The organism is Gemmiger formicilis, from assembly GCF_018784445.1.
GTDB lineage: Bacteria > Bacillota > Clostridia > Oscillospirales > Ruminococcaceae > Gemmiger.
In genome coordinates, this window is sequence record NZ_WQOH01000045.1 from 1 (window position 1) to 24,787 (window position 24,787).

The window sequence follows — 24,787 nt, forward strand, 5'->3', positions numbered from 1 at the left end:
ACCCCATCTTGATCAGATACTCTATTTGCAAAAGCGGTTCGATATTCAGTTTTGAGGGTACATCCCTTGACAGGGTAGCACGAAAGTGTTATCCTAAACAAAAAGAGGAGCATGACGAAGGTCACGCGTTGGCCGGTGTCGATGACGGTGAGGTTCCACCTGTTCCCATTCCGAACACAGAAGTTAAGCTCACTTGTGCCGAAGATAGTTGGCTGGAAACGGCCTGTGAAAATAGGTAGATGCCGGCTTCTCGTAAAAAGGCCCTGTTCATCCTAGTGATGAGCAGGGCCTTTTTGTTTGTTATGGCGCTGCAGGGGCCGGGTCTGCCCGGCCTTCGGTTTTAAATTGCAATAACGGCGAAGTGGCCGGGTGGACTATATTTTGTGCCTGCATTGTTGACAAATCAATAATGATGCAGTATACTAACACGTATTGTTGAGTAATCATTGAAAGGTATGGGCAGATTGAAAGTAAAAACAAATTTTAAAAAGAAAGTTATGGCGGCGGTTACAGTCGTTGCTGTCGTATTGGCGGCGGTGCTGCTGGCGGTCAGCGTGTATCTGGTGAATTATGCCATTGGCCGCAGCGGCAGCGGCGGCGACCGTGATGTGGCGCTGGAAGTGGAAGCCTCGCCGGACAGCGTGGAGGCAGTCATTGCAGCGAATAAAGCGCAGTGTAAGGGAAAAATTGACGCTTTCACACAGGAAAATCCCGGGGAAAACCTGGCGATCACTTCCCAAGATGGACTAACGCTGCACGGTGTCTGCTACACCCATGCGGACGCAGACAGCCACCGCTGGGCCATTGTGCTGCACGGCTACCGCGGAGACTACACCGGGGCGCTGTGCCTGGCAGAACCTTACTATGAGGCTGGCTACCAGGTCATTGCACCGGATCTGCGCGCCTGCGGTGAAAGCGAAGGCAGCTATGTGGGCATGGGCTGGCTCGACCGCGAGGATATCTTGCAGTGGATCGACTATATCACGGTGCGCGACCCGCAGGCAGAAATCGTCATTCATGGCATTTCAATGGGCGCAGCCACCACGATGATGACTGCGGGTGAAACCACGCCCGACGCCGTGAAGGCGTTTGTCGAGGATTGCGGGTACACAAGCGTCTGGGATGTTTTTTCCAGCGAGCTGCAGCTGCGGTTCGGGTTGCCGGAATTTCCGATCCTGTACACGGCCAGCGCTGTGGCAAAGCTGCAGGCGGGGTACAGCTTTACCGAGGCCAGTGCGCTTCAGCAGGTGGCGCACTGCGAGAAGCCAATGCTTTTCATTCATGGTACGGCAGATGATTTTATCCCCTATGAGATGATGGATGCGCTTTACAACGCAAAGCCCGGGGACAACAAAGCGGAGTTGACCGCAGAGGGCGCGGGGCACGGTGAGGCACTTTACGCGCTGGGTGGCACGTACTGGGATACCGTGTTTGCGTTCCTTGAACCTTATATGAACTGATGCAAAACGGCGCGGCCTGCGGGTTGCGCCGTTTTTGTGTTACCGTGCCGCGCCCCGGCGTACAATGCAGCAGAGGGAGGGAGTACAGATGGAATATATCGTCATAGAAAAATTCTTGCACCCAAATGAAACGGAACACCGTGCGGCGCTGGCGCAGCTTCTGCGGCAGGCAGAAAATGCTCCCGCGTAAGGGGTGGGCGGCGGTATACTGCCGCCTGAGCAAGGAGGACGAGGACAAAGCCGCGGCGGAGTCCGAGAGTATCCGCAATCAGCGGGCACTGCTGCTGGACTGGGCGGCGACGCACGGCTACCATGTTTACAACGTCTACACCGATGAAGACTACTCAGGCATCGACCGGGCGCGGCCGGGGTTCAACGCCATGCTAAACGACGCGCGGCAGGGGAAATTTGAGGTCATCCTAGCCAAAACGCAGTCCCGCTTTACCCGCGATATGGAGCTGGTGGAGCGTTATCTGCACGGCCTGTTCCCCGAGTGGGGCGTGCGATTTATCGCCGTGCTGGATCATGTGGATACCTGCGACCCGGCCGGGAAAAAGGCGCGGCAGATCAACGGCCTTATCAACGAGTGGTATCTTGAAGATTTATCCGGCAATGTGCGGGCTGTGCTGGACCACAAGCGGCACAGCGGGTGCTACATTGCCAGTTTTGCGCTGTACGGCTACCGCAAAGACCCCGCCGACCACAACCGGCTGGTTATCGACCCGCCCGCAGCGGCGGTGGTGCGGCGTATCTTTGCCCTGTATGTGCAGGGGGCTGGCGCGGGAAAGATCGCGCAAACATTGAACGCCGAAGCCATCCCCCCGCCGTCCGTTTACCGCGCAGCGCAAAGCGGCCAACCCGCCGCAAAGCCAACACTGTGGAGCAAGGCAACTGTGCGGCGCATCCTGTCCAACAGCACCTATGTCGGCGACATGGAGCAAGGGCGCGTGCGCAAGCTCAACTACAAATCAAAAAAGGCCATCCGGCTGCCCCGCGACGAGTGGATCATCGTACCGGGCACCCACGAGGGCATCATCAGCCGACGGCGCTTTGCGGCCGTGCAAAAGCAGCTGGCAGCCCGCAGCCGTGTCGCACACGGAGAAACACAACACCCACTGGCGGGGCTTGTCCGGTGCGGTATGTGCGGCGGAAAGATGGAACTGACCGGCAGCGGCCCGCGCCGTTACTACCGCTGTTGCACAGCGGCCAAGAGCCGCGCGGCCTGTCCGGGGCAGCCATATCTGCCCATGCACGACTTAGAAAAGCTGGTGCAGTCCAAACTGCAAACCTATACACCCCAGCCGCTGACCTATGCCCTGGTGCACGCCCTGATACAAACGATTATCGTCAGCCCGCCAGAAAACGACCAACGCACGATAAAAATAGTCTGGCGCTTTTAACGGCCGTGTAATACCGTACTGTGTGGCGGGAACGCCATCCCAGGTAGGGTAGACCTCACTGGACGCGACGTTGGCGATGTAGGACTGAAAATTGACCGTCACATTTCTGACGTTGGCGGATGGCTTCCCCAGATGCACCGTGATTTTTTTCGGCACGACGACCCGGGTCAGGACGTTGCCGGGCAAGAGTTCCTCCGGTGCCGGGCCGCTGCCGCCGTCCCCGGCAAACAGCGTGTGGGGCGGGATGGTGATGACATCAGGATCCGTCTCGCCGCCCGCTGCCCGTGCGGCGCTGGGGATGCCGCCGTTGGGCAAAAGCGACAGCCGGGCCACGGTCTGTTGGCCGTCAAAGACCTGCACGCCGTTCAGCACGACCGTTTGCCAGCCGTCCAGTACGGTCTCTACGCTGTAAATCGCGTAGGGGCGCACCGCTGAGTTGGCCTCGTCCAGACTGTACGCGGCGTCGGGGGCGGGCAGGTCGGAGACTTCGGCAAAGCCGTCCGCGTCGGCCGTCAGGTGGGCGAGCGCCGCGCCGTTCTCGTCCAGCACGGTCAGGGCGACACCGGCCAGCGGGGCCGCCTGCCCCGCCGATGTGTAAATTTGGATACTGCCATTGGCCATAGCAAAACACCTCCTGTCCCACGCTATGCAGCGGCGCGAAAACGTGCTACAATAGGGGAAAAGGAGGCGGGCGCATGATTTATCTTTCCGGGTTTCGGTTCCCCGATGCAGCACAGGAGGCCAACTACATGGCGAACAGCTGGCGGGCAAAGCAGACATGTTATGATTCCTATTATCCGTTCGGGCTGTTTGAGGGCCGCACGCTGCCGGAGCTGGATTTTCTGGAAATCACGATTTTGTACGGCGGCAATGGCAGCGGCAAGACGACACTGTTAAATGTGATGGCCGACGCATTGCGGCTGCATCGCCGGGCAGAGTACAACCGCACGCCGTTCTTTGACGATTACGTGCGCCTGTGTGAGCCGCGCACAATGCGCCCGGTGCCGGCAGGCAGCCTGATTCTGACGAGTGATGATGTGTTTGACTATATGCTGGACCTGCGGGCGCTGAATGACGGCGTAGATATGCGCCGCGAACAGATGTTTGCAGATTATAATTCGCTGCGGTGCGAAAAGTTCCAGATGCACGGTATGCAGGACTATGACCGGCTCAAGCAGGTCAGCGCAGCGCGGCGGTACAGCCAGTCCCAGATGGCCCGCCGCACGCTGCCCGCCAATGTGCGCACCCGCTCCAACGGCGAAAGTGCGCTGGCAGTGTTCAGTGAGCGCATCCGCGAGAACGCGCTCTACTTGCTGGACGAGCCGGAAAACAGTCTTTCGCCCGCGCGACAGTTGGAATTGGCGCAGTTTTTGCATGATTCGGCGCGGTTTTATAACTGCCAATTTGTCATCGCGACCCACTCGCCGTTTTTGCTGGCCATGCCTGGGGCGCGGGTGTATGATTTGGATGCCGAGCCTGTCACAACACGGAAGTGGACGGAATTGGAGAATGTAAGGGCGACGTGGGAGTTTTTCCAGGCGCATAGGGATGAGTTTGCATAGAGCGTCTGGTGGAAAATTCAGCCAACAGCATTTGCCGCAACCACGCCGGAACCCACAATGCCGTCGCTGCCAAGGAGGGTGACGTGGTAGTAGGTCATCGGCAAATCGGACTGCTCCATCAGCTGTTTGACCTCCCGCAAAACCGTCTGCACATCCGTCTCCGTCGCCGCCGTCGGCCAGAAAATGGTGAGGGTAAGACAGGAGGGAACTTTGTCCAGAATCGCTTCATCCATCGGGGCATCAAGATAAATCACATCGCTGTAATGTTCCGCATGTGGGGCATAGCCGCTGCTGCTGTCCGCGTCTGGCTCTACGCAGAGTTCCACTTGGAGGGTGCCGTCCAAATCCGACCGGTCGCTCAGAGCGTCAAACATCCGCTGGGCCTTGTCGGTCAACGCTTGTTCCATCCGCTGACGGGCGGTCACGCCGTTGGTCACAGCGTCGGTGGTGCCGTAGTCATCCAGCCACAGCCACTTGCGCGTCTCCACTGTGAAATGGGTATCAGGGCTTTGGTCGGATTGCACCTCGACCGAATAATTGAAGTAGTAGGAATACCAGCTGCCCTTCGGCGCGGTAAAGGTCTGGCCGGGAAAACGCTGCTCAGCATAGCGGATGGCCCGTTGCTGCGCCCACGCACCGCTGATGGGGTCGCCGTTGACTGTGTAGGCAAACAGCGCAACAAGCAGCGCCGCCGCCAAAGCCAGTGCCAGCCAGCCGCGAACGCGCCGCCGCAGTCTGCACAGAATTCTTGCATCATCCGGGAGGGTATCCGGGGCGGGGGAGGGCGTATCCCCGCATTCGGCCTGCCACACCGCGCGGCATTCGGGGCAGGCGGCCAGATGGGCACGCACGGCGGCTTCACTCTCGGGGGCGGCCACACCGTCCAGCACCAGCGGCAGCAAATCGCGGCAAATGCCGCAGGAAATTTTCTCGGGCGTCATTCGTATCCCTCCTTCGTCAAATCCGCACGCAGCCGGGCGCGGGTGCGGTGTTCAATCACTCGGGCGGAGTTTTCGGTAATGTCCAGCCGCGCGGCAATCTCGGCGTAGCTGTACCCTTGCGCCCGCAGCAGTACAATGTCCCGGGGGCGGTCGCCGTAGCCGTCCAGCAGTTCGCGCACGCGGTGCAGCAGGGCGCGGGTCTCAGTGTGGGTATGCAGGGTGTCATCGGCCAAGTATTGCGCGGTCACCAGTTCGTCGGTGCTGACGGTGGGGTGCTGCCGCCGCAGGCTTTCGCACCAGGCGTTTCGGGCAATCGTGAAGAGCCAGGTCTTGACGCCGCTTTCGCCACGGAACGTCACCGCGCCCTTCAGCGCCCGCAGGAATGTCTCGCTCAACAGGTCTTCCGCCGCGGCGGAGTCGCGGGTCAGGCGGCAGAGATAGCGGTACAGGTCGGCGCGGTAGAGGGCGTACAGTTCATCCAACTCGGGTATATTCATATGGTGCGCCCCCCTTTCTGCTCTTATATCATTAGAGTACACAAAGCGGCAAAATATTACAAGCCGCACAAAAATAAAAACGCCCGCAGGCGTGGTGGAAAACCACACCTGCGGGCGAAATGCTTATTTCAGGCAGCTGAAAAATCAAGCCTTGTTGGCAGAGCCGAACAACTCGATCTTCTCGCGGACGGTAGCCTTGATGGCCTCGGCGCCGGGGGCGAGCAGCTTGCGGGGATCGAAGCCCTTGCCCTCGAGATCCTTGCCGGCCTCGATGTACTTGCGGGTAGCATCGGCAAAGCTCAGCTGGCACTCGGTGTTGACGTTGATCTTGGAGACGCCCAGGGAGATGGCCTTCTTGATCATCTCGTCAGGAATGCCCGTGCCGCCGTGCAGGACCAGAGGAATGTTGTCGGTGGCGTTGTGGATCTTGTCCAGCGCGACGAAATCCAGGCCCTTCCAGTTGGCGGGGTACTTGCCGTGGATGTTGCCGATACCGGCAGCCAGGAAATCGATGCCCAGGGATGCGATCTTGGCGCACTCAGCGGGGTCAGCAACCTCGCCCATACCGATGACGCCGTCCTCCTCGCCGCCGATGGAGCCGACCTCAGCCTCGATGGACAGGCCGTGGTCATGGGCCAGGGCGACCAGCTCGGTGGTCTTGGCGACGTTCTCGTCGATGGAGTAGTGGCTGCCGTCGAACATGATGGAGGTGAAGCCGGCGGCGACGCAGGCCTTAGCGCCCTCATAGGTGCCGTGGTCCAGATGCAGAGCAACGGGAACGGTGATGCCCAGGCTCTCGTCCATGGCCTTGACCATGGCGGCCACGGTCTTGAAACCGGTCATATATTTGCCAGCACCCTCAGAAACACCGAGGATGACGGGAGAGTTCATCTCCTGTGCGGTGAGCAGGACACTCTTGGTCCACTCCAGGTTATTGATGTTGAACTGACCGACTGCGTAATGACCATCGCGGGCCTTCAGCAGCATATTGGTAGCATTTACCAGCATAGAACATACCTCCACGTAAAACGTTATCAGTAGTGACGTACCGAGGTCCGGTGCGCCATCAAGTCTATTATAACCCGACTTTGACAAAAAATCAACAGGTTTTTTCGCGGTGGAAGATGTACTTTTGTCACAACCGGAAAGAATGCACGGATTTTGTGCAGTTTTTGTAAATTTTGTAAGGAAAACCAGAGGTTTCGCCTTAAAAATCAGCGTTATTCCAGGTTGACAACCGGGTTTATCCGGGCTGTTATGTGGAAAATTTCTCCACTGTGATTGTTGAAAACTTGGTTGAAATGGTGGAAAAGCCCATCGTAAAGCAGATTTTTAACACTTTCCACAGAGTTTTCAACAGGTGGAAAACCCGGTTGGCTCTACGCTTTGTATAAACAGCGATGTTTCGACAAGGCGCAAAAACGATTTGCACTTTTGGTGTATTTCGGGCGGCAAAGTTGTAAAAATGCGCCCGGCGGGCCGCAAATGGCGCAAAAAAAGATGACAAAGCCCCCCTGAGTGTGCTATACTGTTATCTGATTATAGAGCATAGTCGATAACTGTCGGCTTTTTACGATACAGATGGAGGACACTATGGAAAAAATCGCCCGCGACCGCGAACTGGCACCCGACCGTGCTGAACGCACCGACACCCTGGTATGGGGCAAAAATGCCGTGACTGAGCTGCTGAAAAGCGGCGGTGCGGTGGACACGGTCTACCTGACTGACACGATGCCCCAGGCGGTGGCGGGCTATTACACCGCCCTGTCCAAGGAGAGCGGCGCGGTCGTCAAGCGCGTGCCCGCCAACAAATTGCAGAAGATGTGCGGCACGCCGGACCACCAGGGCGTGGCTGCCCGCGCAGCCGAGGTCGAATACGCGAACCTGGACGATCTGCTCAAGGCCGCCGACGCGAAAGGCGAGCAGCCGTTTTTGGTGCTGTGTGACGGTGTCGAGGACCCGCACAACCTGGGTGCTATCGTGCGCTCGGCTTACCTGTGCGGTGCGCACGGCGTGGTCATCCCCAAGCGGGGCGGCGTCGGCGTGACAGGCACGGTCATGAAGGCCAGCGCCGGGGCTGCCGCGCGGCTGCCCATCGCCCGGGTGCCCAATCTGGCGCAGGCCATCCGCACGATCAAAGAGCATAATATCTTTGTCTACTGCGCAGACCTGGGCGGTGCCCCGCTGGCCAAGACCGATCTGTCCGGCCCTGTGGCGCTGGTTCTGGGCAGCGAGGGCGGCGGCCCCGGTGCCTTGACCCGCAAGCTGTGTGACGCTGCTGTGACGCTGGAAATGGCCCCCGGCCAGGCGACCGGCGTGGACAGCTACAACGTCAGCGTCGCCGCCGGCATCCTGTGCTATGATGTGATGCGCAGACGGATTGCGAAGAAGTAAAAACGAAGTTCATCCTTTTACAAAGAGGAATCACCATGCCAAGCAAACGTACCAATGATTCGGTTGACCGTATTCTGGAAGACCTGAATATACAGCAGGCGCAGGCCGGGCTGCGGGACAGTGTCACCGACCACCAGGTCGATGAGATTTTGCGCAGCGTCGGCATTTCCACCGCGCCTGCACAGCCGGTCCAGGGCGGCTTTGCCTTTGAGGCGGACGGCGACCTGGGCGCCCTGCTGAACGACCCCGGCCCTGCGCCGAGCCAGGCCGCCCCGCAGCCAAGGCAGGCCGCCTCGGCCCCGCGCCCTGTGCAGCCTGCGCCCCAGCCGACGGCCCCGCAGACACGACCAGCCGCCCCGGCGACCCAGCCGCCCCGGCAGAACCTGCCGATGGCGGACACCGGCACGACGACCTTCAGCGGCGACACGACCGGCACCGGCATCATCAAGGGCTTTCTGGTCAAGATGGCCCCGGAGGGCAGCAACGCCGACAGCGACGCGCTGAACCTGGGCAAAAACCAGTTCCAGAAATTCTTCAAAAACTCCGTCGCGGTCGTGCCCGATGAAAAGGGCCGCCTGCGGGAGCCGGGCAAGAAAAAGCACGGCCTCTTCGGTATGAAATACGCCGACGACACCGGGGAATTTGTGCCCATCAATGTCTCGTTAGGCGGCGGCAGCACTGCGCCCAAGCAGCCCACGCCCGAACCGCCCGCGCAGGAGGAATACTACCCCGACGAGGAACCCGCTCCCGCCCGCCAGCCCGCAGCCAAAAAGCACGGCTTTTTCGGCGGCCTGTTCGGCGGGGAAGGGGAGACCGAGGAACTGATGATCCCCGAGGAACGCGTGGAGGAACCGACGCTCTCCCGCCCGGCGGTGACGCAGCCCGCCCCGGCGGAGGATACCTCCACCCAGGAGGTCTGGCGCAGCAAGTACACCCGCCCGGCCCGCCGCGCCGCCGAGGAAACCGAAAGCCGAACGCTGGAGCGCATCCAGAGCACGGTGGGCTGCGCCCAGCAGCACCCCGCGCCGCCGTCTAACAGCGGCGCGACCGGCACGATCTACCGCAAAAAGCGCAACACGGTCGAGTTTACCCCCGGCCAGAAGATACAGACGACCCCGCCGCCCCAGCCGATGCCGCAGCATGTCGGCGAGCCGGTGGGCGAACCCATCGAGACGCCCCGCAATCAGCCTGCCCAGCCGCCGGTCTCCACCGGCTTCACGATGCAGATGGACGCGCTGGACGCCAAGCCGGTGGACAGCACCCAGGAATTCATGAGCGCTTACAACGCCGTGCGCCGTCCCCGCCCGGCTGCGCAGCCTGCCCCAGCGCCCCGGCCTGCCCCGGCCCCGCAGCCGAAGCAGCCGGAATCGGAAGAGGACGCCTACGACGACACCCTCGTCATCGGCGACCAGTCCCGAGAGGCCATCGAGGAGACCGGCGAACGGCTGCTGCCCCACCGCCAGCGCGACGATGTGGATACCCTTGTCGATACGCTGACCGGGCGCATCAAGCTGACCCCGGTTGCCCCGGCCCCGCAGCCCGCTCCTGCACAGCCTGCCCACACCGGGTTCACCCAGAACCTCGGCATGGTGCAGCCTGTCCCGGCACGGCCCGCGCAGGCCCACAGCGGCTACACGCAAGACCTGGCTGGCCCCGCCCCGGCAGAGCCGAACACCTCGGCTTTCGTCAGCGACATTGCAAATGCCATCAACAGTGAAAAAGAGGATGCGGCCCAGTACGCTGCCGCAGCGGCCCGGCTGACGGCCTCGCTGGCTGAGGACGCCGGTGCCACCCGCACCCGCGCCCGCATCCCCACGGCAGCCGACGTGAAAAAGGCTGCCGCCCGCCTGACAGGCCCCGCCGCCGACGAGGGCGACGACAACACCGTCTCGCCGTTTGACACATCGGAGATTCCTGTGCCCCACAGCCGTGAGTATGAGCGGGCCGAGGATGCCCCCGCCGTGCGTGCCGAGCTGGCAAAACGCCTGACCCGGGCCACGATCGGCTGTATCGCGGCAGGTGTGGCCGCAGCGGTCATGATCGTGCTGGCAGTGCTGCCTGCCCGGCCTGCCGCCCTGAACGATGCCACCGTCTACCCGGCGGTCATGCTCGTGCTGCTGCTGGCAGCCTGCGTCGCCAACTGGCAGACGTTTTTGAGCGGCTTCAAGGGCCTTGCCAAGATGCCCACGCCGGACAGCCTGGCCATTCTGCCCGCTCTCGGCGCGGCCATCCAGTGTATTGTGCTGCTGGCCACCGGCGGCTACACTGGCACGCTGCCGATGATGACCGGCCCGGCAGCGCTGGTACTCTGCCTGAACGCCGTGGGCCGCCGCCTGAACGCGGTCACGGTCAGCGAGAACTTCCAGCTTGTCAGCGCCAAAGTCGAGCATTCCGTCGCCTACCGGCTCAAGGACGCCGGGGCGCTGAAAGCTGTCTCCCAGGGCCTGGCCGAGCCGCACCCCAGTGTGCTGGTCAGCCGCCCGACCCAAATTTTCCGCAGCTTTTTGACCAACAGTGCTGCCCACGGCACCAGTGATAAGAACCAGCAGCAGTTCGCCTGGGTGCTGGCGGCCTGCGGCGCGGCGGCGTTCCTTTTCACGGTTATTTCCACCAAGAACGTGGCCACGGCGGCCACGGCCATGGCGGGTGTGTTCTGCCTGGCGGCCCCGTTGGCCGGTACGCTGCTCTCGGCTCTGCCTGCCCGCATGATGCAGCGCAGCGCTGCCCAGGTGGGCGCGGTCATCCCAGGCTGGCGCGACATCCGCCAGCTGGGCCGCATCAATGTTATCCAGGTCACGGCGCGTGACCTTTTCCCGGTAGGGTGCGTCACGCTGGCGGGCATAAAGCCTGTCAAGCCCGAGCATATCGACACTGCCATCGTCTACGCGGCCTCCATCTTGTCCGAGGCCGGACCCACCCTGCGGGACGTCTTTATGAATATGCTGGGGGAGAACCGCAGCCTGCTAGCCAAGGTCGACGACCGTGAGACGGTCTACGGCAAGGGCTATGTGGGCTGGGTCAACAAGCGCCGCGTCCTGGTGGGCAACCGCGCCCTGATGCAGGACTACGGCATCAAAATCCCCAGCCTGGAATATGAGCAGCACCATACTGTGAACCAGCGCCGGGTCATCTACCTGGCTGTATCCGGCAAGCTGTTTGCCATGTTCCAGGTAGCCTACCAGCGCGACCCCGACACCGCCGCCGTGCTGGAAACGCTGCACCACAACGGCCTGTCCCTGGTGGTGGACTGCGATGATTTCAACTGCGACGTCAAGCTGCTGGAGACCGCGTACAGCCTGCCCGCCGGTTCGGTCAAGGTGCTCTCCAGCGCCGAACACCAGGCCATGGCCCCGGCGGTTGCCTGGCTGCCCGAGAGCGAGGGCAATATGCTCCATCTGGGCAGCTTCGCCAGCTTTGTCGGCGGGTTGGAGGCCGCCTCCGGCGCAGCCGAGGGCGAGCATAAGTCGGCCATCGTGCTGACGGTGAGTGTGCTGCTCAGCTGTGTGGTCGGCGTGTTGCTGACCCTGACCGGCGGCCTTGTCACGCTGCCGCTGCCCGGCATTGTGCTGTATCAGGCGGCGTGGTGTGTGCTGGCGCTGATCTTCCCGCTGCTGCAGCGCTACTAATGTAAAAAGAAAGGGGAAATCCCAATGTACCGTGCGCGCGAAAAACAGATGTCGATTTACGACTATCTGCCGCCCTACCATGGGGAACTGTGCAACGCCAACCGTTGGGTGCAGCTGGCCGCCGCCATCGACTGGGATGGCTTTGAAAAGGCGTACAGCGAACTGTTTGCCCCCGGCGGCAAAGTGGCCCTGCCCGCCCGCGTGGCGCTGGGCTGCCGTATCATCCAGCTGCACTACGGTGTATCGGACCGTGAGGTCGTGGCGCTGGTGCAGGAAAGCCCCTATCTGCAATATTTTTTAGGGTTTGAAAATTTCACCGACGAGGTGCCGTTTTCTTCCCGCACGGTGGCGCGGTTCCGCGCCCGCATCCCCGATAAGGCTGTGCGCCCGGCAGTCCGCCTGCTGCGCAGCTTTCAGTGACCCATAGTTTCATTATAGAGAGGTATTCATGGAATTGTTTGTAGACGCCCTTCTGGACGCCTTGGTCGATGGCGTAAAAATGCTGCCGTTTCTCTACTTGGCCTACCTGCTGATCGAATGGCTGGAACGCCACCACGGCGAGAGCATTGAAGGTGCCCTCGCAGGCGGCGGGCGCTGGGGGTTCATCCCCGGTGCGCTGCTGGGCTGTGTGCCGCAGTGCGGCTTCAGCGCGGTAGCCTCCAACCTGTACGCAAGCCGGGTCATCACCCCGGGCACGCTGCTGGCCGTGTTCATCGCCACCAGTGACGAGGCCATCCCCCTGCTGGCGGCTGAGCCGTCCCAGTGGGTGACGCTGGTGCTGCTGCTGGCCTGCAAGGTGGCCTTTGCCATCGTGGGCGGCTGGCTGCTGGATATCCCGCTGCGCCATATCCTGCCCCACTCGCTCTACGGCGGGTATGAGGGCCACGCCGACGACGTGGACTGCCACGAGGAACACGAGGAGACGAGCAGCATCTTTTTGGCGGCTCTGCGCCACACGCTGGAAATTTTCGTGTTTATCCTGCTGTTCAGCTTTATCATCAGCCTGCTGTTTGAGGGCTTTGGTGAGGAACCCATCACGGCGGCACTGTCCGGCATGGGCATCTTCCAGCCGATGCTGACGGCGCTGGTCGGCCTTGTGCCCAACTGCGCGGTCAGCGTGCTGCTGGCCCAGCTCTACGTGCAGGGGGCCATCAGCTTCGGCAGTCTGTTTGCGGGCCTGACCGCCGGTGCAGGCGTGGGCCTGGCCGTGCTGTGGCGGGTGAACCCCAGCTGGAAGCAGAACCTTTTCATGACCGGCCTGCTCTGGGCCATCGGCGCAGCTGTGGGTATGCTGCTGCAGATACTGCCGATATAAAATAACACCAAGCGTAGGGCGGCATGCCCTCATGCCGCCGCGGCGGGGTGAGGACACCCCGCCCTACATTCGCGTGAAAACGCACTTTAAAACTGTATACTATACAATTTGTATATTTATAAGGAGGCTTCCCTATGCAATACAGCATTGAAAACGACATCCTTCGCCTGACCGTGGATACCCACGGCGCGGAGCCTGTCAGCGTCATCCACAAGCCCACCGGGGCTGAACTGCTCTGGAGGGGCGACCCCGCTGTCTGGGGCCGCCATGCGCCCATTCTGTTCCCCTACACCGGCAAGCTGACCGGCGGCAAGATGATTGCTAAGGGCGTGGAGTACGCGGGCGGCCAGCACGGCTTTGCCCGGGATGTGGAGCACACGATGACCCACCACACCGAAGCCCTGCTGGAATTTGAGCTGCACGCCAACGCCGAAACGCTCCCTAAATGGCCCTACGCCTTTGTGCTGCGCTCCACCTTCACGCTGGAAGGGGAGACCGTCCACCACACCCTGACCGTCGAGAACCCGGTGGAGGAAGAACTGCGTTTCGGCATCGGCTACCACCCGGCGTTCGCCTTCCCCTTCGATGACCGCCATGTCACCGAGGACTACGAGATTCGCTTTGACGGCATCGAGTCGCCGCTCTGCGTCAGCGCCCAGCCCAACGGCCTGCTCAACGGCGAGAGCTATTATCTCGCCCGCAACGTCGAGGCCATCCCCCTGACGGACGATTTGTTTGACAACGACAGTCACGCTATGGTCAACCTGCGCAGCGGCCATGTCTCAGTCATCGAGAAGGACACCGGCCGCAGCGTCATCTGCGATGTGTCGGACTTCCCCTACACGCTGATTTGGTCTGCTGCCAAAAAGCCGCTGCACTTTATCTGCATCGAGCCTTGGCACAGTCTGCCCGGCGAGGAAAACGGTCCCCTCGAATGGGAGCAGCGCCCTTGCGCCGCATCCCTCAAGCGCGGTGAAAGCTGGTCCACCACCCTGTCCACGACGTTTGTGCGGTAAAAATTGGCAAAGATGAAAACACTGAAAAAATATCGCTGGCCCCTCACCGGTGCGCTGCTGGGGGCGCTGATCTTTTTGCTGCTGTACGGTGTGCGGGTGCTGGACCCCACCAGCGTTGACTGGATCTTGAACAACCCCAGCCCCGACCCCGCGCAGCACTACCTCGGGTGGGAGCTGTTCCGCCGCAGCCCGGTACATCTGCCGTATATCGGCGCGAACTACAACGCAGTCTATCCCTTCCGCACCAGCGTCCTGTTTACCGATTCGCTCCCGCTGGCGGCGCTGCTGTTTAAGCTGCTGGGCGGCATCCTGCCCACCCGGTTCCAGTATTTTGGCTGGTGGGGGCTGTTCTGCTACATGATGCAGGGCGGGCTGGCGCAGGCCGTCATTGCCCGCATCGCGGGCGTGCAGCCCACATTTGGCCGGGGCGACAAGAGCAAGGCCGCCATCGCCATCATCATGAGCCCCGGCCAGACCGCCAAACTGTGGGGCAGTGTGTTGGGTGCGGGGGTGCTTGTGCTCTTCCCGGCGCTGACGATGCGCACTTTCGCCCATGAGGCGCTGGCCGGAACCTGGCTTGTATTGCTGGCGCTCTACCTCTGGCTGCGCAGCGACGAACTCATGTCTGCGACCCGCCGCGCCTGTCTGCTCTGGGGGCTGATGGGGCTGCTCTGCGCGGGCATCCATCTGTATTACCTGCCCATGGTCGGGCTGGTGCTGGTAGGGTACGCGGTGCGCCGCGCCCTGCAAAAGCGCGGTCCGGCGGCGGTGCTGCTGCCCATTGCCGCATTCTGCGCGGCGGCACTGGCCGAGCTGTTCCTGCTCGGCGCGTTTGCCGTCAACTTCGCAGGCTACTCCAACGGATATTTAAGCGGCGCGGACTATCTCGGCCTGTTTGTGCCGTGGCTCGCGCCAAGCTGGGAGCAGAATGTCTACATGGGCCTCGGCGCAGTGCTGGCTGTTGTGCTGGCGATTTTTAGCGTGGTCTGCAATGTGCGCAAAGCGGAGAGGTTCTTCACCGCGCACCATGACTGGGTCGTGGCGGGTGTTGTCGTGCTTGTACTCGACCTGCTGGCTGCGGGCGGCAACGCCATCACGGTAGGCGGCAAGACGCTGTTCACCGTGCCCATTCCGCGGTTCTTGATGGATTTTTGGGCGATGTTTTCCTCCTGCGCGCGTCTGGCGTGGGTGGCGGGCCTGCTGCTGGCTGTCGCCGCCTGCGGCCTGGTGCTGCGCTTTTGGCAAAAGGGCGTTGTACCCGCTTTGATGCTGGCCGTCTGCGCTGTGGCGCAGGGCTGGGGCCAGCGCGGGGAACTGTTCAACCGCTGGACGGACTACCACTACTACGGCTTCCGCTACGAGAATAAGACCCTGCTGACCGACCCCGTGTGGGAGGACATCGCCGCCAGCGGCAAGTACAGTCATCTTGCGTTTGCCAGCTTCGACTTTGAACATGACGAGTTCTGGGACCTGGTGGATTTTGCCGCCGACCACGGCTGGACGTCCAACAGCTTCTACATGGCGCACATGGACGGCAACCTGGCCGCGGTCACGCTGCCGGGCGAGCTGAACGACCTTGCCGCCGACACGCTCTATGCCTTCATCGACGAGGACGAGCTGGCGCGGAACAGTTACGACCTGCACTATTACCGGCTGGATGGCATCCTGATCGGCAGCGTCGAGCCCATCGACGGCATCGAGGAGGAGCCTGCGCCCGAAGTGCCCGCCCACACGATGGATTTGACGAAGTCGGATGTTGACCCGCTCTTTCTGGCGGCGGACGGCATTGTTCTGGGCATGAACGGTGAGATGATGACCGAGGAGTGGACGCTGTTCCCCGGGCGCTACCGTGTGACGCTGACCGGCAGCGGCTTTGACCACAGCTACATCTACGCCCGGTACGGCCTTATCAACGAGGAAACCTGCAAGCTCGATATCGACTTTACCGGCATTGACCCCAACGAAATGACCTTTGAGTTCACGGCCACCGAGATGCTCCACTACTGGCGCGTTGCCGTCCATACTCTGGACGATGCCAATGTCACCGTCAGCAGCGTGACGGTAGAAAAAATCGGATAAAAAACTGCCTGCAAATGCGATTCCATTTGCAGGCAGTTTTTTATCCGGTACTTACTTAAATACTTACTTAAAACGCAACCTTTTTGGCAACGTAGTCGCGCAGCTCGGAAATCGGCATACGGATCTGCTCCATCGTGTCGCGGTCGCGGACGGTCACGCAGCCGTCGGCCTCAACCTTGTCGTCGCCCACGGTCTGGAAATCGACAGTGATGCACAGCGGGGTGCCGATCTCGTCCTGGCGGCGGTAACGCTTGCCGATGGAACCGGCGTCGTCGTAGTCCACCATAAAGTCCTTAGCCAGCTCGTTGCGGATCTCCATCGCCTTGTCGCCCAGCTTTTTGGACAGGGGCAGCACGGCGCACTTGAACGGTGCCAGGTAGGGGTGCAGATGCAGCACGGTGCGCACATCCTCCTTGCCCTTGGCATCGACAAGGTGCTGCTCGTCGTAGGCCTCGCACAGGAAAGCCAGCGCCACACGGTCGCAGCCCAGGGACGGCTCGATAACATAGGGGATGTAATGCTCGTTCGTCTCGGGGTCAAAGTACTCAAGCGACTTGCCGGAGGCCTCCTGATGGCGGCTCAGGTCGTAGTTGGTACGGTCGGCAATGCCCCACAGCTCGCCCCAGTCGGTGAACGGGAAGGCATACTCAATGTCGGTGGTGGCGCGGGAGTAGAAGGCCAGCTCGGCGGGCTCATGGTCGCGCAGGCGCAGGTTCTCTTCCTTGATCCCCAAGCTCAGCAGCCAGTTCTTGCAGTAGTCCTTCCAGTAGGCGAACCACTCCAGATCGGTGTTGGGCTTGCAGAAGAATTCGCACTCCATCTGCTCAAACTCGCGGGTGCGGAAGGTGAAGTTGCCCGGGGTGATCTCGTTGCGGAACGCCTTGCCCACCTGGCAGACGCCGAAGGGCAGCTTGCGGCGGGTGGTGCGCTGGATGTTCGCGAAGTTGACGAAGATGCCCTGCGCGGTCTCGGGACGCAGATAGCAGGTGGAGGAGGAATCCTCGGTAACACCGATGGCGGTCTTGAACATCAGGTTGAATTTACGGATGGGGGTAAAGTCATGCTTGCCGCAGACGGGGCAGACGACCTCATCATGGCTGGCGATAAAAGCATCCATCTCATCAAAGGTCATGGCATCCACATCCACGCCCTTGCCCTGCTCACACTCGGAGATCAGCTTATCAGCGCGGTGACGGCTCTTGCAGGCGCGGCAGTCCAGCAACGGGTCAGAGAAGCTGGACACATGGCCGGTGGTGACCCAGGTCTGGGGGTTCATCAGGATGGCGGCGTCCAGGCCGACATTGTAGGGGCTTTCCTGCACGAACTTCTTCATCCATGCCTTTTTGACGTTGTTCTTGAACTCAACACCCAGCGGGCCGTAGTCCCAGCTGTTTGCCAGGCCGCCGTAAATTTCGCTGCCCGGATAGATGAACCCGCGGTTCTTGCACAGGTTCACGATCATGTCAAGGGTCTTTTCACTGTTCTTCATTACGTTACTCCTTCCGCATGGCTGGCTGCCACACAAAGCGATTATTCCCACCGCGCCGGATAAATTTGGCGCGATATAACCATTATAGCATACCATGCGGGCGGGAACAAGGCACTGCAGCAAAAATATGTCTGCGGGTGCGGCGTAGTTTATCGGACACGCAAAAACCTTTTGCCGCGTCGGAAAGACCGCTGCAACTGCACCATCAACGTATTGCTGTAATTTATGGGTCTAAATTTGTGCCATTTACCCAAAAATTGCCCGGTCTGGCATCGAATTCAAAAAAAGTGTTTATTTTGTTGCAGAGAAATAGTATAATGTTTCCAGTAATATACGCCGCGTGCCCTGCCCGGCAGCGGATAAATTTTGAGGTGACCACTGTTATGGTTTTTAGTATGTATGACCCCAAGCTGCTGGAAGGCGTCCGCACGATCCATTTTATCGGCTGCGGCGGTTCCGGCACCTATCCGCTGATCCAGATCCTGCACAGCCGCGGCTACGCCATCACCGGCTCTGACGTCGAGGAGACCAAGAACACCGAGGCCGAGCGTGCCCTGGGCGTGCGCGTCTCCATCGGCCACGACGCCGCCAATGTCGGCAACGCCGATCTGGTCGTGTACAGCGCTGCCATCCACGACGACAACCCCGAGCTGCAGGCCGCCCGCGCCCGCGGCATCAAGGCCATTGAGCGCAGCGTTATGCTGGGCTATATCAGCCGCACCCATTCCCAGAGCATTGGCGTGGCCGGTACCCACGGCAAGACCACGACCACCGGCATGATCACCACCATGCTGGAACTGGCGGGCAAGGATCCCGCTGCGGTCATCGGCGGCAAGCTGCCCCTCATCGGCGGCTATGGCAAGGCCGGCAACGGCCAGAGCGTCGTCATTGAGGCCTGTGAGTACCACGAGACGTTTTTGCAGCTGACCTGCTCGGTGGGCGTCATCCTGAACATCGACAATGACCACCTTGAATATTACGGCACGATGGGTCAGCTCAAGCTCGCGTTCCAGAAGTTTGCGCTGCTGTCCCGCACGGTCGTCTTCAACATGGACGATAAAAACACGATGGATGTTGTCAACTCCATCGACCGCCCGGTGCTGAGCTTCGGCATCAAGGAGGAGGCCCGCTTCCGCGCCGTCAACATCGGCGAGTACAAGCCCGGCTTCTTCGAGTTCGACGTCCTCGAGCTGGGCGAGCAGTTTGCCCACATCAAGCTGGGCGTGCCCGGCTACCACAACATTTACAATGCCCTGGCCATGTGTTGCTGCGTCCGTCCGCTGGGCCTCAAGCCTGAGGATGCCGTCCGCGCAGCCGAGCAGTTCCACGGCACGGGCCGCCGTTTTGAGGTCAAGGGCGAGTGCAACGGCGCGGTCATCGTCGATGATTACGCCCACCACCCCACCGAGTTGGCCGCCACACTGGCAACTGCCAAGGAGATGGGCTATGACCGCGTGATTGCCGTGCACCAGCCCTTCACCTTCAGCCGTACCAAGATGCTGATGGATGAGTTCGCCAAGGTGTTGAGCGCCGCTGACCAGGTCGTACTGCTGCCTATCATGGGCGGCCGCGAGAAGGACGACGGCACGGTCAAGAGTGAGGACCTGGCCGCCAAGCTGCCCGGCAGCGTTGTGGTCGATGGCCTGGAAGGCGCTGCAAACTGGGTCAAGCAGAACGCCAAGAAGGGCGACCTCGTCGTCTGCATGAGCTGCGGCGATCTGTACAAGGCCGCCGATATGATGGCAGGAAAATAAAATCTGATGACAGGCTGTCCGGCAGGGCAGCCTGTTTTTTGCAACAGAGTGCAGGGGCCGGGCATGCCCGGCCCGGTCGTGTAAGGTGAGCGGCTGTCTGTGGGAAAGCCGCGGGCCACACATATGCGGCCCTTACAACGCTGTGCCGCCGCCAACTTGCCAGTACCACCCACTTTATGCTACAATATCAGCAAACAAACATTATATAAAGGAGATCACCCCATGAACCAACACTTCCTCCAACTCTACGCCGATTTTATCGTCAAGGTAGGCGTCAATGTGCGCCCGCGCCAGAACTTTATCGTTCGCTGCCCGGTCACGATGCCCGACTTTGCCCATGCCTGCGTCCGCGCGGGATATGAGGCGGGCGCAAAAACCGTTGTTGTCCGCTGGGAGGACGACAAGCTCACCCGACTGAACATGGAAATGGCCGACGAAAAAGATTTGGCCGCCATGAAGCCCTATGAGCTGCGCAGCTACCTCGACTATGCCGAGGACCCGGACGGTTGCTGCACGCTGGCCATCCACGCCGAGGACCCCGAGGCGCTGACCGGTCTCGACGCGGGCAAGCTGAACCGCGTCAACCTGGCCCGCCGCAACTTCCTCAAGCCCTGGCAGGAGTACACGATGAACGACCGCGTGCAGTGGTGCGTGGCCGCTGTGCCCGCCCCGGGCTGGGCCGCCAAGGTATTCCCCGAACTGCCTATCGACGAGGCTGTTGAAAAACTGTGGGCACTGATTTTTGACGTCTGCCGCGTCTCCACCGGCGACCCGGTCGCCGCATGGCAAGAGCACGTCGCCAAGACGAAGGCCCGCCGCGACCACATGAACGAGCTGGATCTCGACCGCATCCACATGACCAGCGCCAACGGCACCGACCTGACCGTCGGCCTGGCCGACGACGCCACCTGGGAGGGTGCATCCAGCAAGACCGAGGGCGGCATTGAGTTTATCGCCAACGTTCCCACCGAGGAAGTTTTCTGCGCGCCCCACCGTGAGCGCACCAACGGCATCGTCTACGGCACCAAGCCCTACGCCTACAACGGCCAGCTCATCGAAGGCTGGCACGTCACCTTCAAGGATGGTGTCGTTGTCGAGCACGGCGCGGAGAAAAACGCCGACCTGCTGACCGAGCTGCTCTCCACCGATGAGAACTCCAACCGCATCGGCGAGGTTGCCCTTGTGCCCGCCTCCAGCCCCATTAACCGGAGCGGTGTGCTGTTCTTCAATACGCTGTTTGACGAGAACGCCGCCTGCCACATTGCCTTTGGCGCGGGTTATCCCACGAACATCAAAGGCGGCTCCGCCATGACCCGCGACGAACTGATGAAGAAGGGCCTGAACAACTCCGCCATCCATGAGGACGTCATGATCGGCGCACCCGACACCCGCGTCATCGGTATCACCAAGAGCGGGGAAGAAGTCACGATCTTTGAAAACGGCGAATGGGCGTTCTAAACCGCGCCCCTGCGCCCATCGACGCAGACCGCCCGGCGGCTGCGGACTTTGTGCGGGTGCTGGCGACCTGGGCCGTCGGCGCGTTCCACATCTGGCAGCAGAGCTGGTACGGCGGCGCAGCCCCGGCACACTGGCTGCGGGCGGGCAGCGTCGGCGTGGACCTGCTGGTCATGCTGTCGGCGTTCTGCCTGTTCCTGCCCTGGGCCAACGCGGCTGTGCGGAACCAGCCTTGGCCGCGCATCCGCCCGGCGGAATTCTACCGCCGCCGCGCCCTGCGGCTGCTGCCCGCCTACTACGTCAGCCTGCTGTTCAGTCTGGTGCTGGCCGTGGCGCGGCGTGGGTGGAGCAAGGCGCTGGCGCTGGATCTGGTTGCCCACCTGGCGCTGACCCAGCAGCTCTACCGCCCGGCCTACCTGGCCTGCCAGCTCAACGGCGTGACCTGGACGCTGACGGTGTTTGCACTGTTTTATCTCGTGTTCCCGCTGCTGGCCCCGCTCTGCGCAAAATGGCCGCTGCCCACGCTGGCTGCGCTGGGACTGGTGCAGCTGGGGTACACGTGCTGGCTGCTGCCGCAGTACGGCAGCGGAGACTATTCTGCCCGGTTCAACCAGCTCCCGGCGTTCAGCGGGGTGCTGGCCGTGGGACTGGCGGCGGCATGGGCGTTTGCTAAATTCGCCCATGGCGGCTGGGCACAGCACGTACTGCCCCGCGCGGGCTGTACGGCGCTGGGGTTGGCGGCGCTCATCTGGCTGGATGCCGAAATGCGCGCCCAAGCTGCGACGGCAGAGTACCAGCAGTTCCAGCTGATAAACCGGATGCCGCTGGTTCTTGCGGCTGCGGCGGTGCTGGTGTGCTTTGGCCTGGGCCTGACCCTGCCCGAGGTGCTGCGCCGCGCCCTGCGTTGGCTGGCTGCGCTGACGTACAGCTTTTACCTGTGGCACCAGATGCTGACGGTCTTCTTAAAGTATGATCTGCATCTGCCCGCCTGGGTGGGGGACACACCGCCCAACCAGTTAGGGGATGCCGCCTGGATGCACCGGGCCGACCTGCTCTACTGGGCGGCCGCGCTAGCGGTCAGCATAGCGGCCTACTACGGCATTGAAAAGCCCGCGGCGCGGCGGTTTTCCAAAACTCCGCAAAAAATGTGCGCTCAAAAAGCCCGATAACAGGCAATTCCGCCCGGCGGGGGCTTGCATTTCGCGCGGGAGTATGGTATATTCATAGTGTTCGATGATGATTTTACTGAAAGTGGGCCGCAAGGTCCGCTTTCTTTTTATGATTGGAGCATTTTAATTATGGCAAAACCCGGTAAACCGCAGCAGGGCAGTGCGGTCAAGGTCGTGGAAGCCCTCGTCCGCCCGGTCGTGGAAGGCATGAACCTGCGTCTGTGGGACGTCCGCTTTGAAAAGGAAGGCCCGGACTGGTTTCTGCGCGTGCTGATCGACCGCGACGAGCCGCTGGACACCGACACCTGCGAGGCTGTCTCCCGCGCCATCGACCCGCTGCTGGACGAGGCAGACCCCATTGAACAGAGCTATTATCTCGAGGTCGGCAGCCCCGGCCTGGGCCGCCGCCTGACCCGTCCCGAGCATTACGAGCAGCTCAAGGGCCAGAAGTGCGCCGCGCACCTGATCCGCCCCGATGAGCAGGGCCGCCGCGATTACGCGGGCATTCTGCAGGGGCTGGACGCCGACGGCAACGTGACCCTGACCGATGGTGAGGAAAGCTGGACCTTCCCGGTCAAGAGCGCGGGCTATGTCAAGCTCTGCGATGATGAAGATTTGTTCTGAATGGCTCCCCCCTCGGGGAAAGCTGTCAGCGGCTTGACCGCTGACTGATGAGGGGCAGCTTTGCCGAAGTCGCCCCTCATCCGGCCCTGCGGGGCCACCTTCCCCCAAGAGGGAAGGCAGAGCATTTTAAATACTGTATTGCGTGTACTTGAAATATAATTGGGAGGAAACCATAAAATGGCTACTGCTAACAACGAATTCTTTGAGGCTCTTGCTGCGCTGGAAAAGGAACGCGGCCTGCCCGCGGACTACCTGATCGAAAAGATCAAGGCAGCCATCGTCATCGCGGTCAAGAAGGACTACGAGGTCGAGGACGACAACGTCGTCGTTGATATCGACCCTGAGCTGGGCGCTTTCCGCGCCAGCCTGCTGCGTGACATCGTGGAGGAGGTCGAGAACCCCCACACTCAGGTCAGCCTGGAAGATGCCCAGAAGATCCGCAAGAGTTACAAGGTCGGCCAGCGCATGGTCACCCCGCTGAAAACCAAGGAATTCGGCCGTATCGCTGCCCAGACCGCAAAGCACGTCATCCGTCAGGGCCTGCGCGAGGGCGAGCGCAACCTGCAGTGCAGCGAGATGCAGTCCCGTGCCCATGAGCTGATCGCCGCCACCGTCGTTTCCATCGACCCCGAGCGCGGCAACATCGTCCTCGATCTGGGCAAGGGCGGCAGCGCCGTTCTGCCCCGCAACGAGCAGGTCCCCGGCGAGACCTTCACCGAGGGCCAGACTGTGCAGGTCTACGTCGTGGATGTGCTGGCGACCGACCGCGGCCCCCGCGTGACCATCAGCCGCACCCATCCCGGCCTGGTCAAGCGTATGTTTGAACTGGAAGTCCCCGAGATCTACGATGGCACCGTCGAAGTCAAGGCCATCGCCCGCGAGGCCGGTGCCCGCACCAAGCTGGCCGTCTGGAGCAAGAACCCCGACGTTGACCCGGTCGGCGCCTGCATCGGCGCCCGCGGTGCCCGCGTGGAGAAAATCGTTCAGGAACTGAACGGCGAGAAGATCGACGTCATCCGTTGGAGCGAGGATATCACCGAGTTCATCTCCGCTGCACTGTCCCCGGCCAAGGTCGTCAAGGTCGAGCTGCTGCCCGGCGAGACCAAGAGCTGCCGCGTGACCGTGCCCGATCACCAGCTGAGCCTTGCTATCGGCAACAAGGGCCAGAATGTGCGTCTGTGCGCCCATCTGACCGGCTACAATATTGATATCCGCCCCGAGTCCGGCTACTACGGCGAGGACGAAGAATAAATAAAAAGAGATAAGAGATAAAACATAATAAATAATAAAAAATGTGGAGTTTTTGCCCGCAGGGCAAAAACAAAATTTTGAGCGGTGCGCAGCGCCGCGGAACACCATATTTCTTATCTTTTATCTATTATTTAGAAATGAGGTCTGCCAGTTGCAGCAGCAAAAGCAAAAAAAGATACCGGTGCGCCGGTGTGTGGGCTGTAATGCCCAGCGCCCCAAACGCGAATTGGTGCGCGTGGTGCGCAGCCCGGAAGGCGAGATCAGCATTGATCTGCGCGGCAAAGCACCGGGGCGCGGCGCGTATCTGTGCCCCTCGGCCGCCTGCCTTGCCAAAGCGCGCAAGGCCAAGCGGCTGGAACGCACGTTTGAGGTTCCCATCCCGGACGGCATCTACGACCGCCTGACTGAGGAAATACAATGTGCGGAACAAAGCGCAAAGGAGGCGGCGAGCGATGAATAACGATCAGCACCCGCTGCTGGGTGCGCTGGGGCTGTGCCGCAAGGCCGGTAAGCTGCTGCATGGGTATGACCGCGTACAGGAAAATGCACTGCGCGGCAAAGTGGCCCTGGTGCTGCTTACCTCCGACGCCAGCGAGCGCACGGTCAGCCATATAAAGGACGCCTGCGACGGCATCGTCGCCTGCGAGCAGATGCCCCTGACCAGCGCTGACCTGGCCATGCTTACCCCCAAACCTGCCGCCGTGTTCGGCGTTACCGACGAACACCTTGCACAGCTGTGCGCAAAATACCTTTGA

General features: G+C 61.3%; 20 protein-coding genes and 1 rRNA gene. 17 read left to right on the forward strand and 4 right to left on the reverse strand.

Features of this window, described 5'->3' with window-relative positions:
- Positions 1–131: 131 nt before the first annotated feature.
- The 4 genes from rrf (at position 132) to GPK89_RS11570 (ending at position 4,422) form a co-directional block, all read left to right on the forward strand.
- Positions 132–248: ribosomal RNA gene (gene rrf / locus GPK89_RS11555) — 5S ribosomal RNA — on the forward strand.
- A 249-nt stretch (positions 249–497) separates the two neighbouring features.
- Positions 498–1,460 carry an alpha/beta hydrolase gene (locus tag GPK89_RS11560; protein WP_215693302.1) on the forward strand — a complete coding sequence of 321 codons (963 nt, stop codon included), beginning with the start codon at positions 498–500 and terminating at the stop codon, positions 1,458–1,460.
- A gap of 176 nt (positions 1,461–1,636) precedes the next feature.
- Positions 1,637–2,860 (forward strand): recombinase family protein, encoded by a 1,224-nt coding sequence (locus tag GPK89_RS11565; protein ID WP_215693304.1) that lies wholly within the window; start codon positions 1,637–1,639, stop codon positions 2,858–2,860.
- A 695-nt stretch (positions 2,861–3,555) separates the two neighbouring features.
- On the forward strand, positions 3,556–4,422 hold the full coding sequence (locus tag GPK89_RS11570; protein ID WP_215693306.1) for an AAA family ATPase: 867 nt from the start codon (positions 3,556–3,558) through the stop codon (positions 4,420–4,422).
- 17 nt (positions 4,423–4,439) lie between these two features.
- Here GPK89_RS11570 and GPK89_RS11575 read toward each other — a convergent pair whose 3' ends face one another.
- From GPK89_RS11575 to fba, 3 genes are all read right to left on the reverse strand, one after another.
- The gene (locus GPK89_RS11575) at positions 4,440–5,363 is read right to left on the reverse strand and encodes a zf-HC2 domain-containing protein (protein WP_215693308.1); all 924 of its coding nucleotides are present in this window, start codon (positions 5,361–5,363) and stop codon (positions 4,440–4,442) included.
- The gene (locus GPK89_RS11580; protein WP_215693310.1) at positions 5,360–5,860 is read right to left on the reverse strand and encodes an RNA polymerase sigma factor; all 501 of its coding nucleotides are present in this window, start codon (positions 5,858–5,860) and stop codon (positions 5,360–5,362) included. The genes GPK89_RS11575 and GPK89_RS11580 overlap by 4 nt, the downstream gene beginning before the upstream one ends.
- 144 nt (positions 5,861–6,004) lie before the next feature.
- Complete coding sequence (gene fba / locus GPK89_RS11585) at positions 6,005–6,868, reverse strand: class II fructose-1,6-bisphosphate aldolase (protein WP_215693312.1); 864 nt, start codon at positions 6,866–6,868, stop codon at positions 6,005–6,007.
- A 585-nt stretch (positions 6,869–7,453) separates the two neighbouring features.
- On the opposite strand from fba, the gene rlmB reads away from it, so the two are divergent.
- The 6 genes from rlmB (at position 7,454) to GPK89_RS11615 (ending at position 16,290) form a co-directional block, all read left to right on the forward strand.
- Complete coding sequence (gene rlmB / locus GPK89_RS11590; protein WP_215693313.1) at positions 7,454–8,254, forward strand: 23S rRNA (guanosine(2251)-2'-O)-methyltransferase RlmB; 801 nt, start codon at positions 7,454–7,456, stop codon at positions 8,252–8,254.
- A gap of 35 nt (positions 8,255–8,289) precedes the next feature.
- Positions 8,290–11,880, forward strand: coding sequence for a hypothetical protein (locus GPK89_RS11595; RefSeq protein ID WP_215693315.1), 3,591 nt, complete (start codon positions 8,290–8,292; stop codon positions 11,878–11,880).
- Positions 11,881–11,904: 24 nt separating this feature from the next.
- Positions 11,905–12,300, forward strand: a complete 396-nt coding sequence (locus tag GPK89_RS11600; protein ID WP_215693317.1) for a transposase — start codon at positions 11,905–11,907, stop codon at positions 12,298–12,300.
- Between the two features lie 28 nt (positions 12,301–12,328).
- A complete protein-coding gene (locus tag GPK89_RS11605; RefSeq protein ID WP_215693318.1) occupies positions 12,329–13,195 on the forward strand; it encodes a putative manganese transporter in 867 nt (288 codons plus the stop codon).
- 134 nt (positions 13,196–13,329) lie between these two features.
- Positions 13,330–14,211, forward strand: a complete 882-nt coding sequence (locus GPK89_RS11610; protein WP_215693319.1) for an aldose 1-epimerase family protein — start codon at positions 13,330–13,332, stop codon at positions 14,209–14,211.
- A 12-nt stretch (positions 14,212–14,223) separates the two neighbouring features.
- The gene (locus tag GPK89_RS11615) at positions 14,224–16,290 is read left to right on the forward strand and encodes a DUF6311 domain-containing protein (protein ID WP_215693320.1); all 2,067 of its coding nucleotides are present in this window, start codon (positions 14,224–14,226) and stop codon (positions 16,288–16,290) included.
- Between the two features lie 67 nt (positions 16,291–16,357).
- Here the strand turns inward: GPK89_RS11615 and GPK89_RS11620 are convergent, their stop codons facing one another.
- Positions 16,358–17,779 (reverse strand): glycine--tRNA ligase, encoded by a 1,422-nt coding sequence (locus GPK89_RS11620; RefSeq protein ID WP_215693321.1) that lies wholly within the window; start codon positions 17,777–17,779, stop codon positions 16,358–16,360.
- Between the two features lie 383 nt (positions 17,780–18,162).
- Here GPK89_RS11620 and murC point away from each other — a divergent pair, with 383 nt between their 5' ends.
- From murC to GPK89_RS11655, 7 genes are all read left to right on the forward strand, one after another.
- Positions 18,163–19,533 (forward strand): UDP-N-acetylmuramate--L-alanine ligase, encoded by a 1,371-nt coding sequence (gene murC, locus GPK89_RS11625; protein ID WP_215693322.1) that lies wholly within the window; start codon positions 18,163–18,165, stop codon positions 19,531–19,533.
- A gap of 222 nt (positions 19,534–19,755) precedes the next feature.
- Positions 19,756–20,991, forward strand: coding sequence for an aminopeptidase (locus tag GPK89_RS11630; RefSeq protein WP_215693323.1), 1,236 nt, complete (start codon positions 19,756–19,758; stop codon positions 20,989–20,991).
- Positions 20,979–22,157, forward strand: coding sequence for an acyltransferase family protein (locus GPK89_RS11635; protein ID WP_215693325.1), 1,179 nt, complete (start codon positions 20,979–20,981; stop codon positions 22,155–22,157). Before GPK89_RS11630 ends, GPK89_RS11635 begins: the two co-directional genes overlap by 13 nt.
- A 129-nt stretch (positions 22,158–22,286) precedes the next feature.
- Entirely contained in the window at positions 22,287–22,781 is a 495-nt protein-coding gene (rimP, locus tag GPK89_RS11640) for a ribosome maturation factor RimP (RefSeq protein WP_215693326.1), read from the forward strand.
- A 177-nt stretch (positions 22,782–22,958) separates the two neighbouring features.
- Positions 22,959–24,032 carry a transcription termination factor NusA gene (nusA, locus tag GPK89_RS11645; protein WP_215693328.1) on the forward strand — a complete coding sequence of 358 codons (1,074 nt, stop codon included), beginning with the start codon at positions 22,959–22,961 and terminating at the stop codon, positions 24,030–24,032.
- 151 nt (positions 24,033–24,183) lie between these two features.
- Entirely contained in the window at positions 24,184–24,492 is a 309-nt protein-coding gene (gene rnpM / locus GPK89_RS11650) for an RNase P modulator RnpM (protein WP_215693330.1), read from the forward strand.
- Positions 24,485–24,787 (forward strand): L7Ae/L30e/S12e/Gadd45 family ribosomal protein, encoded by a 303-nt coding sequence (locus tag GPK89_RS11655; protein WP_147610525.1) that lies wholly within the window; start codon positions 24,485–24,487, stop codon positions 24,785–24,787. The genes rnpM and GPK89_RS11655 overlap by 8 nt, the downstream gene beginning before the upstream one ends.

Excerpts from the sequence above, each read along its gene's own strand:
- GPK89_RS11560 (WP_215693302.1), top strand. The coding sequence starts at position 498 with ATGGCGGCGGTTACAGTCGTTGCTGTCGTATTGGCGGCGGTGCTGCTG.
- GPK89_RS11565 (WP_215693304.1), top strand. The coding sequence starts at position 1,637 with ATGCTCCCGCGTAAGGGGTGGGCGGCGGTATACTGCCGCCTGAGCAAG.
- GPK89_RS11570 (WP_215693306.1), top strand. The coding sequence starts at position 3,556 with ATGATTTATCTTTCCGGGTTTCGGTTCCCCGATGCAGCACAGGAGGCC.
- GPK89_RS11575 (WP_215693308.1), bottom strand. The coding sequence starts at position 5,363 with ATGACGCCCGAGAAAATTTCCTGCGGCATTTGCCGCGATTTGCTGCCG.
- GPK89_RS11580 (WP_215693310.1), bottom strand. The coding sequence starts at position 5,860 with ATGAATATACCCGAGTTGGATGAACTGTACGCCCTCTACCGCGCCGAC.
- fba (WP_215693312.1), bottom strand. The coding sequence starts at position 6,868 with ATGCTGGTAAATGCTACCAATATGCTGCTGAAGGCCCGCGATGGTCAT.
- rlmB (WP_215693313.1), top strand. The coding sequence starts at position 7,454 with ATGGAAAAAATCGCCCGCGACCGCGAACTGGCACCCGACCGTGCTGAA.
- GPK89_RS11595 (WP_215693315.1), top strand. The coding sequence starts at position 8,290 with ATGCCAAGCAAACGTACCAATGATTCGGTTGACCGTATTCTGGAAGAC.
- GPK89_RS11600 (WP_215693317.1), top strand. The coding sequence starts at position 11,905 with ATGTACCGTGCGCGCGAAAAACAGATGTCGATTTACGACTATCTGCCG.
- GPK89_RS11605 (WP_215693318.1), top strand. The coding sequence starts at position 12,329 with ATGGAATTGTTTGTAGACGCCCTTCTGGACGCCTTGGTCGATGGCGTA.
- GPK89_RS11610 (WP_215693319.1), top strand. The coding sequence starts at position 13,330 with ATGCAATACAGCATTGAAAACGACATCCTTCGCCTGACCGTGGATACC.
- GPK89_RS11615 (WP_215693320.1), top strand. The coding sequence starts at position 14,224 with ATGAAAACACTGAAAAAATATCGCTGGCCCCTCACCGGTGCGCTGCTG.
- GPK89_RS11620 (WP_215693321.1), bottom strand. The coding sequence starts at position 17,779 with ATGAAGAACAGTGAAAAGACCCTTGACATGATCGTGAACCTGTGCAAG.
- murC (WP_215693322.1), top strand. The coding sequence starts at position 18,163 with ATGGTTTTTAGTATGTATGACCCCAAGCTGCTGGAAGGCGTCCGCACG.
- GPK89_RS11630 (WP_215693323.1), top strand. The coding sequence starts at position 19,756 with ATGAACCAACACTTCCTCCAACTCTACGCCGATTTTATCGTCAAGGTA.
- GPK89_RS11635 (WP_215693325.1), top strand. The coding sequence starts at position 20,979 with ATGGGCGTTCTAAACCGCGCCCCTGCGCCCATCGACGCAGACCGCCCG.
- rimP (WP_215693326.1), top strand. The coding sequence starts at position 22,287 with ATGGCAAAACCCGGTAAACCGCAGCAGGGCAGTGCGGTCAAGGTCGTG.
- nusA (WP_215693328.1), top strand. The coding sequence starts at position 22,959 with ATGGCTACTGCTAACAACGAATTCTTTGAGGCTCTTGCTGCGCTGGAA.
- GPK89_RS11655 (WP_147610525.1), top strand. The coding sequence starts at position 24,485 with ATGAATAACGATCAGCACCCGCTGCTGGGTGCGCTGGGGCTGTGCCGC.